General features: G+C 57.2%; 13 protein-coding genes. 6 read left to right on the forward strand and 7 right to left on the reverse strand.

What is annotated here, in order from left to right:
* Window positions 1–38: 38 nt before the first annotated feature.
* Window positions 39–959: a hypothetical protein gene (locus J2D75_RS02635; protein WP_243428394.1), complete on the reverse strand. Its 921-nt coding sequence runs from the start codon at window positions 957–959 to the stop codon at window positions 39–41.
* Between the two features lie 66 nt (window positions 960–1,025).
* On the opposite strand from J2D75_RS02635, the gene J2D75_RS02640 reads away from it, so the two are divergent.
* From J2D75_RS02640 to J2D75_RS02655, 4 genes are all read left to right on the forward strand, one after another.
* Window positions 1,026–2,015 carry a bile acid:sodium symporter gene (locus J2D75_RS02640; protein WP_207852405.1) on the forward strand — a complete coding sequence of 330 codons (990 nt, stop codon included), beginning with the start codon at window positions 1,026–1,028 and terminating at the stop codon, window positions 2,013–2,015.
* A 33-nt stretch (window positions 2,016–2,048) separates the two neighbouring features.
* Window positions 2,049–3,485, forward strand: a complete 1,437-nt coding sequence (locus J2D75_RS02645) for a pyridoxal phosphate-dependent decarboxylase family protein (protein WP_207852407.1) — start codon at window positions 2,049–2,051, stop codon at window positions 3,483–3,485.
* A gap of 65 nt (window positions 3,486–3,550) precedes the next feature.
* Window positions 3,551–4,720 (forward strand): DegT/DnrJ/EryC1/StrS family aminotransferase, encoded by a 1,170-nt coding sequence (locus J2D75_RS02650; protein ID WP_243428395.1) that lies wholly within the window; start codon window positions 3,551–3,553, stop codon window positions 4,718–4,720.
* A gap of 79 nt (window positions 4,721–4,799) precedes the next feature.
* Complete coding sequence (locus J2D75_RS02655; RefSeq protein ID WP_207852409.1) at window positions 4,800–5,984, forward strand: glycosyltransferase family protein; 1,185 nt, start codon at window positions 4,800–4,802, stop codon at window positions 5,982–5,984.
* Window positions 5,985–6,003: 19 nt separating this feature from the next.
* Here J2D75_RS02655 and J2D75_RS02660 read toward each other — a convergent pair whose 3' ends face one another.
* Genes J2D75_RS02660 through J2D75_RS02680 form a run of 5 tightly spaced genes read right to left on the reverse strand, consistent with a single transcriptional unit; the run spans window position 6,004 to window position 9,679 of the window.
* On the reverse strand, window positions 6,004–7,038 hold the full coding sequence (locus J2D75_RS02660; protein ID WP_207852410.1) for an aromatic ring-hydroxylating oxygenase subunit alpha: 1,035 nt from the start codon (window positions 7,036–7,038) through the stop codon (window positions 6,004–6,006).
* 3 nt (window positions 7,039–7,041) lie between these two features.
* The gene (locus J2D75_RS02665; RefSeq protein WP_207852412.1) at window positions 7,042–7,662 is read right to left on the reverse strand and encodes an LbetaH domain-containing protein; all 621 of its coding nucleotides are present in this window, start codon (window positions 7,660–7,662) and stop codon (window positions 7,042–7,044) included.
* 9 nt (window positions 7,663–7,671) lie between these two features.
* Window positions 7,672–8,427 carry an SDR family NAD(P)-dependent oxidoreductase gene (locus J2D75_RS02670; protein WP_207852414.1) on the reverse strand — a complete coding sequence of 252 codons (756 nt, stop codon included), beginning with the start codon at window positions 8,425–8,427 and terminating at the stop codon, window positions 7,672–7,674.
* Window positions 8,424–9,443: a ketoacyl-ACP synthase III gene (locus J2D75_RS02675; RefSeq protein WP_207852415.1), complete on the reverse strand. Its 1,020-nt coding sequence runs from the start codon at window positions 9,441–9,443 to the stop codon at window positions 8,424–8,426. The genes J2D75_RS02670 and J2D75_RS02675 overlap by 4 nt, the downstream gene beginning before the upstream one ends.
* A gap of 17 nt (window positions 9,444–9,460) precedes the next feature.
* Window positions 9,461–9,679: an acyl carrier protein gene (locus J2D75_RS02680; protein WP_207852417.1), complete on the reverse strand. Its 219-nt coding sequence runs from the start codon at window positions 9,677–9,679 to the stop codon at window positions 9,461–9,463.
* Window positions 9,680–9,877: 198 nt separating this feature from the next.
* Here J2D75_RS02680 and rfbB point away from each other — a divergent pair, with 198 nt between their 5' ends.
* Window positions 9,878–10,933: a dTDP-glucose 4,6-dehydratase gene (gene rfbB, locus J2D75_RS02685; protein WP_207852418.1), complete on the forward strand. Its 1,056-nt coding sequence runs from the start codon at window positions 9,878–9,880 to the stop codon at window positions 10,931–10,933.
* On the forward strand, window positions 10,930–11,841 hold the full coding sequence (gene rfbA, locus J2D75_RS02690; RefSeq protein ID WP_207852420.1) for a glucose-1-phosphate thymidylyltransferase RfbA: 912 nt from the start codon (window positions 10,930–10,932) through the stop codon (window positions 11,839–11,841). The genes rfbB and rfbA overlap by 4 nt, the downstream gene beginning before the upstream one ends.
* A 52-nt stretch (window positions 11,842–11,893) precedes the next feature.
* Here the strand turns inward: rfbA and J2D75_RS02695 are convergent, their stop codons facing one another.
* On the reverse strand, window positions 11,894–13,813 hold the full coding sequence (locus J2D75_RS02695; protein ID WP_207852422.1) for a cobaltochelatase CobT-related protein: 1,920 nt from the start codon (window positions 13,811–13,813) through the stop codon (window positions 11,894–11,896).
* Window positions 13,814–13,829: the final 16 nt, after the last annotated feature.

Consider the following 13,829-nt stretch of genomic DNA (forward strand, 5'->3'; position numbering starts at 1 on the left):
TTTCTGTATATGGCTCTACGTTCAGCCGCTCAGCCTGGTTATTTGAGGGGCAGCGGAAAGCCGTTGACCGTCAGCACACCGCTTTCCCATGTTGTATCCCATGTATTGCGCTCACCCTCGCGGTGGCTGACAAGCCGGGCCAGCGCCAGCCCTGCGGCCAGTTTCATCTGCTGCTCTTCCCGCGCATGCTGGATCAGCTCGGGCAGGTTGGTGATTTCCAGATGCCCAAGTGCTGAGGTGGTGTTGACGTTGCCTGTCAGGGTTGCGCTGCCGTGACCTTCCATGCGGATGTCGCCCTGTGTGGCGGTAAAAGCCGAAAGTGTGGTGTGCACGGCGGGCGAGGCCGTGCTGCGACCGCCGATGGCGTCCATCAGCCCAGCCAGTTCGCGCGCGGGTAGGGTAAAGTGGGCCTGCGCATTCGAGGGCAGCAGGCTCTGGTTGGCGACATTATGATAGCTGATGCCAGACAGGGCCAGAGCGGCACTGGCCAGTGATGTGCCGCCCTGTATCTGAAAACGCAGGGAGCCTAGCGCCACCTTGGCGGTGCGGTGTGTGATGGCCGCCCCCTGCCATGTCAGATCAAGCGTTTTGCCCGCCCGCAATGCGTTTTCGGCTGTCTGGCCCTGCTGCGATAGCCATGCCGAGCAGCCGGATGTGTGGGTATTGGTCATGGCGGCCAGCACAAGTAGCGAGGCGGCTGAGGCCAGATCATCCGTAGCGGCGGAGTCCGCAGGTTTGCCGTTCAGGGTCAGGTGTCGCGCACTCAGGGTGCTTTGTCCGTCCGGGGTGTGCAACTGAACGGCGTCATAGGTTACGCCCTGTGGGGTTTCATGCGTGGCTCCATGCGTGAGTGTTACGCATTCAGGCGGAGGGGCCGCGTGGGCGATTTGTCCCGTGGTGGCGGCGCACGCGCTCACGACACCGAGAAAAAAGCGGGAAAAGAGGGGGGCGTACTTCATTTCATGCCAAGGGTGCCGTAAGTGGAAACAGCAAGCAACCCTTGGGAACGAATGGGAGCAGCCGCAGTGCGTTTCTTGAAAATGGATCCTTTTCTGGTCGGCTTGCTCTGCGCCATTTTTCTGGCGTCTGTGCTGCCTTGCCACGGAGCGGCGGTGCCGGTCTTTCACTGGCTGTCAGTGGGGCTGATCGCGCTCATGTTTTTTTTGCAGGGTGCGCGGCTTTCTCGCAAAGCGGTGGTGGATGGCATGGTGGCATGGCGACTGCACCTGCTGATCCTGTGCTGTACCTTTGTTATTTTTCCCCTGTTGGGGCTGGCGGCTCATGCGTTGCTGCCGGGGCTGCTATTGCCTGAATTGTGGCTCGGTATCCTGTTTCTGTGTTGTCTGCCGTCCACGGTGCAGTCTTCCATCGCGTTTACGTCCATCGCGGGGGGGAATGTGCCTGCCGCCGTGTGTGCGGCCACGGCGTCGAATGTGCTGGGTATTTTTATCACGCCTGTTCTGGTCGGGCTGGTGCTGAGCCAGCATGGGCAGCTTTCAGGCAACCCGCTTGATATTGTTTTTCAGCTTTTGCTGCCCTTCATTGCCGGGCAGGTGTTGCAGCCCTGGCTGGGGGCATGGGCGCACCGGAACAAGACGCTATTGTCTTTCTCTGACCGGGGATCGATTCTGGTTGTTGTGTACGCGGCGTTCAGCGATGCGGTCATGCAGGGGCTGTGGCACAAGCTGCCGTTGGCAGATCTGGGCATGGTTGCGCTGGCGGATACGGTGCTGCTCGGGCTGGTGCTGGTTTCTACCACTCTGCTCAGTCGCTTTATGGGGCTGAGCAGGGCGGATGAGATAACCGTTATTTTCTGTGGTTCCAAAAAGACGCTGGCTTCGGGTGTGCCGATGGCCAATGTACTGTTTCCTGCGGCTTCCGTCGGGCTGATCGTGCTGCCGCTCATGCTGTATCATCAGATCCAGCTTTTTATATGCGCTGTGCTGGCACGCAGGCTTGCGCAATGGAAAAAGAGCGAAGAAGCCCCACCCGCCGCGGCCGGGCAGGATGCCTGATTACGCAGGCTGAATACGGGCAGGAAGAAGAACATGGCAGGTCTGGACCCCGCTCAGTGGGATGAAATGCGCGCCCTCGGCCATAGCATGCTTGATGAGATGTTCGATAATATCAGCACCATTGCACAGGAGCCGGTCTGGCAACCGCCACCCGATGCGGTGCGCCAGCGTTTTACCCAAGCGCCCTTGCCGCAGGAGGGGCGCCCGCTGGAGGCGCTTTATGCGGATTTTGCCCAGTCCGTCCGCCCGTATGCTGTGGGGAACCGGCACCCGCGCTTTATGGGGTGGGTGCATGGAGGCGGCACGGCACAAGGTATGCTGGCAGACATGCTGGCGGCTGGGCTCAATGCCAATCTGGGTGGGCGCAACCATGTGCCTGTTGATGTCGAGCGTATGGTCATACGCTGGGCGGCGGAGATGTTCGGCTTCCCGTCCGATGCCAGCGGAGTGCTGGTTACTGGCTCATCCATGGCGAATTTTATCGCAATCCTGACAGCCAGCCGCACCATGGTCGGCCGGAGTATCCGTAGTGAAGGCGTTGCGGGGCAGGGGCTGGTGGGATACGCCGCCCAGACTGCTCATGGCTGCATCGCGCGGGCATTCGATATGGCAGGGCTTGGTACGCAGGCGCTACGCCGGGTGCCAGTGGACGCGCATTACCGTATGGATCTATCAGCCCTGCGCGTCATGCTGGCGGCTGATCGGGCGGCGGGGTTGAAGCCCTTTGTGGTGGTTGGTACGGCAGGCACGGTAGATACCGGTAGCTCAGACCCGCTGGACGCGCTGGCCGATCTGGCTCTGGCGGAAGAGCTGTGGTTTCATGTTGATGGTGCTTTCGGTGCACTGGCCCGTCTTTCGCCCGAGCATGCGCCAGCCCTGCGGGGGATGGAGCGGGCGGACAGTCTGGCGTTTGATTTCCATAAATGGGCGCAGGTGCCTTATGATGCCGGGTGCGTGCTGGTGCGTAATCCCGAGCTTCAGGCCGCGACTTTCGCGCAGACGCTCGATTATCTGTCGCGCGAGGACAGGGGGCTGGCAGCCTCAGCCCCGTGGTTTTGCGATCTGGGCCCGGATCTGTCGCGTGGGTTCCGTGCTCTCAAGGTCTGGTTTGCGCTTGAAGGATTTGGCACGCAGGGGCTGGGGCAGGTTGTGGCCCGCTGTTGTGGGGTGGCTCAGCATCTGGCGGAGCGTATTCGCAATACGCCCTCTTTGCGCCTGATGGCTCCGGTGGCGCTGAATATCGTCTGTTTTCGGGTGGATGTGCCGGGGGTGGATGATCTTGATCACCTGAATGCGGAACTGGTCAAAGACTTACAGGAAAGCGGCATTGCGGCTCCCTCCACAACACGGCTGGGGGGCAGGCTGGTTATCCGTGCGGCAATCGTTAATCATCGGACTACGGAGCAGGATGCGGACATCATGCTTGATGCCTTGATGCTCTTGGCGGAACGGCGTCTTGTGTTGCCCTGATGCAGGGTGATAGTATTAAAAACCAGCCAGTTAATAAGGGTTGATCGGTCGACGAGGTGTCAGGCATGGCGACAGGCCGATGCCCCCTGTCGCGCCTCATCATGGTGGAGGGGTATGTGTCTGCGGTAATCGATCTGCCTTTCGCCCGGTCCAAGCTGGTTTCGGCTGATCGTATTATTCCCTATCTGCGCCGGATTGATGCCAGCCGCTGGTACAGCAATAACGGCCCGCTCTGTGTCAGCTTTCAGGAAAGACTGGCCACATTCTGGGGGCTCAAGGCTGAATCTGTCGCCCTGACAACCAATGCTACAGTAGGGATTACGCTTGCCCTTAATGCGCATGGCATTAAGCCCGGCCTGCGCTGTCTCATGCCATCATGGACATTTGTAGCGAGTGCCGCAGCGGTCACAGCCGCCCATCTGCTTCCCAGTTTTGTTGATGTGCTGCCCGACACATGGTGCCCGGACCCGGATCATCTGGAGCAGCTTGCCAAAGAGCCGGATGTCGGGGCGATCCTGATTGTCGTGCCATTTGGCGCACCTGTTGACCTGAGTGTATGGGATGCGCTGGCTGCGCGTGTGGGCAAGCCAGTCATTATTGATGCGGCGGCGGCATTTGACACATTGCGTCATGATGGCCCGATGCCTGTGCCTGCCTGCACCACGGTTGTCAGCCTCCATGCCACGAAGGTTTTTGGTGTTGGGGAAGGTGGCGTGGTTCTGTCGCGCGATACAGAGCTGGCCGAGCGTGTGCGCCTGCTAACCCGTTTCGGGTTCAACGGTGGGCGTGAGGCGATGTGCCCCGGCGGGAATGCAAAACTATCCGAATATACTGCCGCCGTGGGGCTGGCGGGGCTGGATGAGTGGTCTGATACCCGCGCGGATTGGCTGAATACGGGCGCACTCTACCATCAGGCTCTGCCGCAGCCCATACGGGACACCTTGTGGATGGGGCCGTCGTGGGCGACATCGACCCTGAGCCTGCGCTGGCCGGGGAGGGCTTCCACGCTGGCCAGTGCACTGGCCAGCAAGGGTATAGGCAGCGTTGCTTGGTGGGGGCAGGGATGTCATGCGCAAAAAGCCTACGCTGGTAGCCGGGCAGAACCGTTACCTGTGACCACACAACTGGGGCAGTCCGTGCTGGGATTGCCTTTTATGCGGGATATGAGCACGCAGGATGTGGAGCGGGTCAGTGCAGTGCTGATCGAGGAATGGGCCAAAACCTGCACGGACTGAAATGCCGCCGGGTTGGGGTATTGAGCAAGTTTTGGGCGGCTCTGGGTAGAAAGCCGCCGTCAACGCGAAGGGGATCTGTGTGACTGCGCATAAAACAATTGTTTCGTTTGTAGGGGAAAACGAAAACGGTATTCTGCGGCAGTTAAGTCATGATCTGATGAAGCAGCTCGAACCTGCAGGTTTCTCCGGGCATGTGATTGATCTGGGTAACCCGGACTGGATTCAGCAGTTCAGCCCCCTGTTGCAGAAAGGCATTTACGTTGCTTTGGGGCATGCAGGCATTGGCGCCGGACTTGAAATTAACGGTCAGTCATTGTGGGATGCCGTAAAGGTGCCTTTTGTGTCTATCATGGCAGACCCGCCGAGTGCTGTGCCGCAAAATCATTCCGTAAAATCGCGCTATGTTGCCAATGCCTATATTTTTGAGGAGTGGCTGCGGTTTCAGCAACGTTTTATCCGTTCGACACAGTTTTCCACGTTGGTTGGGTGTCCCGGTGTCGTGTCTAACCCGCTGTGTGACCAGACCGCATGGCGCGACCGGTCACAGCGGATGGTTTTTGTAAAAACCGGAGATGACCCGGAGCGCAGGCGCACGAAATGGCAAGATCTTCCCCCCCGTTGGCGGCGGGTTCTGGAGGATGCCAGCGCCAGTGCGGTTACGCGGCAGACTGGCGATATCACCGATATTTTTGTTGCGGCATGTGATGCCCATCATGTGCAAACGCAGAGCCGGCAAGAGATTTTTTATTTTCTATTTCAGGAATGCGACTTATACGTCCGCAGCTACCGCGCCAATGAACTGGTGAAGGCGCTTCTTGCTCTGCCGGTGGATATTTATGGACGCGGCTGGGATCATTTGCGAGATCAGGCTACAAAAGCACGCTTTCACACTGCGATTGATGCAGCGCGGCTTGACGCACTCTACGCTGATACACAGTTTTTGCTGAATACCAGCCCGAATGTTGCTTCAGGTATTCACGAGCGTGTTGCCTGTGGGTTGGCCGCACGTTGCTGTGTTGTCTCGGATAGAAATGAATTTTCAGAGAACAACCTGAAAGAACTGCCAGTTTTTCATGGGTTTGATAGTTTTGATGTCAATCTGCCCGCTTATATGAGCGATCTGTACTATTCAAAAATAGATTATACAGACCAGACACTAGCCGGGCTGGATTATGTGCGCGAGCATCTGAGCGCGCAGAAAATGATGTACGCATTTCTTGAAATTGCTGACGAACTCAGGTTTGCGGAGGCTCTGGTACGCTGAGTGCTGCAAACCTGTCCATTTATGGAAGGGACAGCTTGGCGGACTCATTTTCAATGTTCTGGCGGAAGTGAATGATCTTCTCTTCCGAGCTTGACAGAACATTGTCTGTCGCATCCATAGGGAAATCAGGCGAAATACGTTTGCAGATTTCGTAATCTTCCTGAAAAACCTGCCTGTTCACGCTGTCTATCGAGTTCAGAAATGAACTGATGACAGCCTCGTTCCTGTCCGGGTTGTGGAGCTTTGAGCGAAACGTACGGGTTGTGAAATGTGTGCGATTTGCCTCCCGGGATGGGAAGAAATTCTGCAATGAGTATGTATAGCCGAACGTGCTGGAAATGAACGAAAACGGGAAAATGAAGATTGCCGTATAGTTCTTCCTGTTGTGCTGCACGTCAAAAAAGCGGGCAGTGCGGTTTAGGCCTCGCGTAATGTGTTCATTGCCGATTGGGGCGCTGAGCACGGAATTGGCAGCATAATAATGGTTCTGCCCGGCCCCGAGCTGGAGCGAGGCCAGCGTCTGGGCATGCACGAAAGGCACATGATCCGGTTCCAGAGCGTTTTCTACGGCAATACGCCAAGGGCACTCGTAAAAATACCCCTCACGGGAGTGGCGGCGCTCAATATCAGAAGACATTCCGATAAGCACATCCGCCAGATCACCAAGCTGGGTTAACAGATCCATCTGCGGTTTGACGGCAATAAAAAGAAAATCTCCGCACCATGCAGTGTGGAAAGTGGATAGGCGGGCTTTTTCGAGGGCGCAGGGATTATAGGTTTCCGGCTTGGGAACACGCAGCTTACCACCGCGATACCCCCACCCATGATAGCGGCATGAGAGAGGGGCATTGCCTTCATCATCGGTCAGAAATCGTGCGCCCCTGTGGGGGCAGACATTATCAAAGGCCAGAATGGTGCCTTTGTCATTGTAAATGACAATATCGCCCAGCATCCATTCAAAACGCATGTAATCACGGTCGTTAGGCAACTCGCTCCGATGACCGATACAGTGCCAGAAGGTCTGGATAAGGTGGGGATCAAGGCGCAGGGACATGGCTTATAGCCTGCGTGCTGGAGGCGTATACAGGGTTATGTCGTCGGGCGTGGAGCGTACCACAACCGCGCCGGCACCAATCATGCAGCGTTCGCCAACCTGCACATGCGGTAACAGACGCGAACCTGAGCCCATATAGGACGCTGTGCCCAGCTTGGCATTGCCCGTCAGGTCAACATAGCCTGAAAGTGTTGCATAGGCACCCAACTCCGCATCATGTCCGACGCTGCTGTAACCATTGATGGTTGCAAAAGCCCGCACCGTCGCATTGGCTGAAATATCGCAGAACACGCCAACGATAACGCCGGTCTCGATCCGGGCGGAAGCCGAAACCCATGAAGACGGATGAATGAGGGTAGCAAAATGCTCTGTTCCCAGTAGGGCAGCCAGTTTCTGTTTTGCAGCAGGTGCTCCCACAGCCATTACCAGCTTGTGGTCAGGCCGGGGTGTGTAGTCGATAATACGACCGAGTTGGGGCAGGGGGTGCTGGTAAGCGCTCATAGGGGCCTCACCATCATCCAGATAGCCTATGAACTGGTCTCCGGCTGCCGTGAGCGAAGGTGTAAACCAGTCATATAGCTCACGGGCAAACCCGCCTCCACCGACCAGAACATAATCCGTCATTGTATCCGCCTACCCAGCCGTATAGCCGCCATCAACCGTCCATGAGGCACCAGTGACCCACCCCGCTGCGGATGAGAGCAGAAAGACAGCCGTGGCGGCAACATCTTCCGGCTTGCCAAAACCAAGAGCATGCGCGTGCTCATAGGCGCTCACGCCTTCTTCGGTCAGGCCATGAGTAAGCCGCTCGTGCATTTCTGTCCGGACGCCCCCTGCGGCAATGGCATTAACCCGGAGGGGCTTGAGTTCCCATGCGAGAGAGCGGGTCAGCCCTTCAATTCCGGCTTTGGCCGCCGAGTAGGTGCTTAAGCCCTGCTGGCCCCGATGAGCCGCAGCGGAAGACATGAAAACGATCGAACCACCGGGGCGGAAGGTGTTGCGCTTTCCGGCAGCTGCGGCAAAACCGATTGCACCAAATAGGGCCGCGTTGAATACGTCATCAATCTGCTTTTGCTTGACCAGCCGGGCCGGGCGGCTCAACTCCAGACCGGCGGCATGGAAAAGACCATCAAGCCCTTCCGTCTGCTTTGCTGCGGCAAGCATGAGGTTGCTGGCCTCTTCCGCCGAGTTCAGGCTGGCTGCGATCATGCTGTGCCCTTCGCCAGGAAGGGTGGCGAGGGTTTCATGCAACTGCTGTTCGTTGCGCCCGCTTGCAATAACCCGACCGCCGCATTGGGCAATCATGAGGGCCGTGGCGCGGCCCAGACCGGATGATGCGCCGGTTACCAGAATAACGCGGCCTTCAAGGGCATCGGGAGCGAAAATCATACTTCGATGACTGACGCACACTGGAGGCGGACATCCTTGAACACGGCAGCCCCCCAGGACAGGCCAACACCAAAACCCGCCATAAGCAGGGTGGTGGGCGCACTCTTCATCTGATCCGCCGCATTGGTGCAGAAAAGCAGAGGAATTGAGGCTGAACTGGTGTTGCCAAACTGCTCGATGTTGATGGGTAGGGCATCAGCCGGGATTTTGAGCTTTTTCACAATATGCTGGAGAATGAACCTGTTCGCCTGATGCAGGGCGAAAATATTGATATCGCTTATGGTCAGGCTTGCCTGCTCCAGAACGTTCTTGATCAGGACAGGCACTGTGCTGATCGTAAAGCCAAAGACCGCGCTGCCATCCATGTGCAGCGTATTGTCACGCGGGGAAACCGGGCCACACAGGCGATAACCACCCGCCGGGACAGTCAGCAGCTGTGCACCAGTGCCATCGGTACCCAGATCAAAATATGTCTGGGGGGCGTGTTCATCATACTCGAATGCGGTGGCCGAGCCAGCGTCACCAAACAGCATGGCCGTGCCACGGTCATCCGGGTCGAGCATCTGAGTGCTGGTATCACCGGCCAGGAGCAGTACACGCTTCAGACCGGCAGCCATGAGGGCCGCCACCAGCCATGTGCCGTAAACGTAACCAGAACAGCCCAAGCCTACGTCAAAAGCCTGACACTGGGGGGAAAGACCGAGGCGACCATGCAGGATGCAGGCCGTGGCGGGCATGCGCTGATCGGGTGTCTGAGAGACAAAAATCAGCGCATCAACACTTTCTGGTGCCCATTGCAGGTCAGCCAGAAGCTTTTCCGCCGCAGCGAAGCACAAATCCCCCGCTGTTTGCCCCGGTTCAGCCACGTGCCGGCTCAATACACCCGTGAGTTTTGCAACATCCGCGATGGTTTTTTCATCAAAGCGATCAAGAAAGCTTTGATTGTCTAATTGCTTTCTGGGAACGGCGCAGGTCACGCCTTGAATCGTAACGCCTTTAACCGAGCTTTTAGACATGGATGCTGCTCTTTACTTTAGGCCGATTTGGAAACGAGGTTTTGGATATCTGCTACTATTTTACATTCAACCAGTGCACTGCCGGAAACAAGCTGGCCATACACTTCATCAATCAAGGCAACGCAGGAAATGATCGCCATTGAATCCCACTGTTCTTCATCAAGTTTGAAGTCGGGTGTAATGGTTTCGGGTTCAACTTCCAGAATTTCGGCAAGACCTGAATAAAATTCCTGCATTGTTTTTGCCTTTGTGTACGTGTCTGTTTTTTAAAAAGTTAGGTTAATTGTATTGAAATGCCTGTATCGTTGTCAATGGCGGCGGGGGCGGCCGCCCGGGGCGGATGCACGTGACTGTTTCTACTTACCTCACTGCTTTTGGTATGTTAGGGAGGCCAGAGTATAATTTAAAAAACAGTTTTCTCTGCGAGATATAAAATGAAAATCCTGTTGACCGGCGGTTGTGGCTTCATTGGCTCAGCAGTGATCAGGCAGGCCATCCGGGACGCAGGGCATAGCATTATCAATATCGACAGGATGACTTACGCGGCATCGGAAGCGGCGTTGGAGGATATGCTCCTCCATCCTGACCATACGCTGCTGCGGCTTGATATTTGCGATGCGCAAAGTATCCGCGATGTTTTTGTGCGGTATCAGCCGGATGCGGTTATGCATCTGGCAGCAGAAAGTCATGTGGACCGCTCGATTGAAGGGTCAGCGGCTTTTATTCAGACGAATATTGTTGGAACCTCCGTTATGCTGGAAGCCGCGCGGGAGTATTTCAACGGGTTGAGCAGCGAGCGGAAAGAAAAATTCCGTTTCATGCATATTTCAACAGATGAGGTCTTCGGGGCTCTGTCTGATAGGGCGCCTGCGTTTAACGAGACAACGCCTTATGACCCCCGCAGTCCGTATTCGGCCTCCAAGGCGGCATCCGATCATCTGGCGCGGGCATGGATGCACACTTATGGGTTGCCAGTGATTGTTTCTAATACGACCAATAATTACGGCCCGTGGCAATTTCCGGAAAAGCTGATCCCTCTTGTTCTAATCAATGCGATTGAAGAACGGCCTCTGCCGGTTTACGGCGATGGCAGAAATATTCGTGACTGGCTGTTTGTGGAAGACCATGCGCAAGCCCTGCTCAAGGTGCTTACACACGGTGTGCCGGGGCAGACTTACTGTATAGGAGCGCGGCAGCCGCGCCGGAATATTGATGTTGTAAAAGCCATCTGTGCCTTGGTTGATCAGACAATGCCTAGCCCGCACGGTGCGCGTGAACGGCTGATTACCCATGTGCCGGATCGGCCGGGACATGATCATCGCTATGAAATTGATCCATCCTTTGCCGAGCAGGCGCTGAACTGGAAAGCCGCGCACGATTTCGAGCATGGGCTGGCGGCAACCTTATCGTGGTATCTTGAGCACCGTTCGTGGTGGGAGGATATTCGCCGGGAAAAATACTCAGGGCACCGTCTGGGAGTTATGTCATGATCAGGAAAGGTATCATCCTCGCAGGTGGTTCTGGCACGCGGCTTTATCCTGTTACCCAGATTATTTCCAAACAGCTTCTGCCGATATTCGACAAGCCAATGATTTACTATCCGCTATGCACGCTGATGCTCGCGGGTATTCGGGATATCCTGATCATTGCCACCCCGCATGACCTGCCGCAGTTTCGGGCGCTCCTGCGTGATGGTGCGCATCTGGGTGTAAGGATTTCTTATGCGGAGCAGCCAAAGCCGGAAGGGCTGGCGCAGGCATTCCTGATTGGTGAAAAATGGATTGATGGAGAAGGCTGCGCCCTGATTCTGGGGGATAACCTCATTCATGGCAGCTATCTGTCCATTATGCTGCGCAAGGCCAGTGCGCGCACCGAGGGTGCGACAATTTTTGCCTATCAGGTCAGAGACCCCGAGCGGTATGGCATTCTGGCCTTCGATCAGGCGGGCAAGCCTGCGGATATAGTGGAAAAGCCGGTGACACCCCCATCGAACTGGGCGGTGACCGGACTATATTTTTATGACCGGCATGTGACCGATTATGCGCGGCGTATCAAACCGTCTTTGCGTAATGAACTCGAAATTACCGATCTGAATAATATCTACCTGCACAAGAACGCCATGCGGGTAGAACGGCTGGGCCGGGGCGTTGCCTGGCTGGATGCGGGAACGCCGCAGTCTTTGCTACAGGCCGCGACCTTTGTGCAGACCATTCAGGACAGGCAGGGCAACCTTGTGGGCTGTCCTGAGGAAGTGGCCTTCCACATGAGCTTCATTGACGCAGACCAACTGCGTGAGCAGGCACGGGCGATCGAGAAAACCGAACTGGGCAGCATTCTCATGAAAATCGCTGATAGGGAAATCTGTAGTTACGAGCCCGGTAACGAGCCTATCATCTGAAAGCATCTCCACGGTGGGGCTTGCGATTAATCCCTGCCGTGGAGGATGAGGTTCAGGCTCTTCCGGTGGGGGCGGTAAACAGGCTCGATAGGGCCTGTAGCATGGTACCGCCGAGTTCTTCTGCGTCGGTTATGGTGACGGCTTTCTGGTAATAGCGGGTAACATCGTGGCCAATGCCTATTGCGGTCAGTTCCACCGGGCTGCGGTTTTCTATCAGGGCGATTACTTCGCGCAGGTGGTCTTCCAGATAAGAGGCGGGATTGACCGATAATGTGCTGTCATCCACCGGTGCGCCATCTGAGATAACCATCAGGATCTTGCGGGCTTCAGGACGGTTTTTCAGGCGTTTCCATGCCCAGAGCAGGGCTTCGCCGTCGATATTTTCTTTCAGCAGCCCTTCGCGTAGCATCAGGCCCAGATTGGTGCGTGTACGCCGCCATGGGGTATCTGCTGCTTTGTAGATGATGTGCCGCAGGTCATTGAGCCTGCCGGGGTTGGCGGGCTTATGGTCTGTCAGCCATTGTTCGCGGCTTTGCCCGCCTTTCCATGCGCGGGTGGTAAAGCCGAGAATTTCCACCTTTACGTTGCAGCGCTCAAGCGTGCGGGCCAGAATATCGCCACAGGCTGCGGCGACAGAAATGGGCCGCCCCCGCATGGAGCCGGAATTATCCAGCAGCAGGGTTACAACCGTATCGCGGAACTCCGTCTCCCGTTCCTGTTTGTAGGAAAGCGAGAGAGACGGATTGGCCACAATGCGTGACAGCCTGCCCGCATCCAGCATGCCCTCTTCCAGATCGAATGACCATGAACGGGTCTGCTGCGCCATCAGGCGCCGTTGCAGGCGGTTGGCAAGGCGCGAGACAACACCGTGCAAAGTCGCCAGTTGCAGGTCAAGCTGGTGGCGTAGGCGGGAGAGTTCTTCCGGGTCGCACAGGTCTTCAGCCGGCACTTCCTCATCGAAACGTGTGGTGTAGGCATGGTAGCCGCGGGCTGTATCGCCGGGGTCTATCTCCGCCCGGCTACCGGGGCCAGCAGCTTCGCCCGTGCCTTCTGCCGAGCCTGCATCCTGCTCGTCTTCTCCGGTATCGGGGGCACTGTCGCCACTGCCTGCCATAAGTTGCGGCTGGCTTACGGCGTCTTCAAGGTCTGGCTCCTGCTCCGGGCCTTGTTCCTGCTGGTCGGCCGGGGGCTGTTCGGCAGCGCCTTCGGGCATATCCGACGTATCGCCGCCCGGTTCTTCGCTGGTGTCGTCGTTTTCCTGTGCCGTGTCGTCTTCTGCCAAGGCGCAGGCGGCCAGTAGCCGTCGGGTGGCGCGGGCGTAGGCTGTCTGGCTTTCCTGATCGCGCGCCAGTGTATCGAGCACATTCAGAGCTTGCGGGGGCAGGGTAGCTTTCCATTTTTCCACAATGGCGCGTGCGGCCTGTGGCATGGGCTCGCCGGTCAGCTTTTCACGCGCCAGCAGTTCAAGTCCGACAACGGGAGAAAGCTGAGTGGGGTCTGTCAGGCGTTCCAGCCCGGCAGCCTGTACGTCCTGCTCAAGGCGTTGGCGCAAATTGGCAGCGACCCCGCGCATATGGCGAGAGCCAAGCGATTCGATACGGGCCTGCTCCAGTGCATCATACACTTCGCGCGCCGTGGTTTCTGCGGGCTGGCGCGCAGCGTGCAGGGCAAAGTCATGATGTTTCAGGCGCAGGGCCTGTGCATCGGCTACGCCACGCAGGCGCTGTTTTTCTTCCTCGTTCAGGGAGAGCGAGGGGTTTTGCAGGCGTACTTTGCCGCCAAGGCTGAGCGGAGCCAGAGGCATGTTGCCGCTATGGAACGACACATCCGCTTCCTGCCCGCCGCCCATGGCGCGCAGGGTGGCGGCGGTGGCCTGCCGAAAGGCATCGGCGCGTTTTTCCGCCTCCTCCCGTGAGAGGCGGGGTAAAAGCGCCGCCGGGTTTTTTGGCGGGTCTTGTGTTGTGTCAGCCATGAACCAGCCCTGCTCC

Source organism: Acetobacter suratthaniensis (genome assembly GCF_017377745.1).
Classification (GTDB): domain Bacteria; phylum Pseudomonadota; class Alphaproteobacteria; order Acetobacterales; family Acetobacteraceae; genus Acetobacter; species Acetobacter suratthaniensis.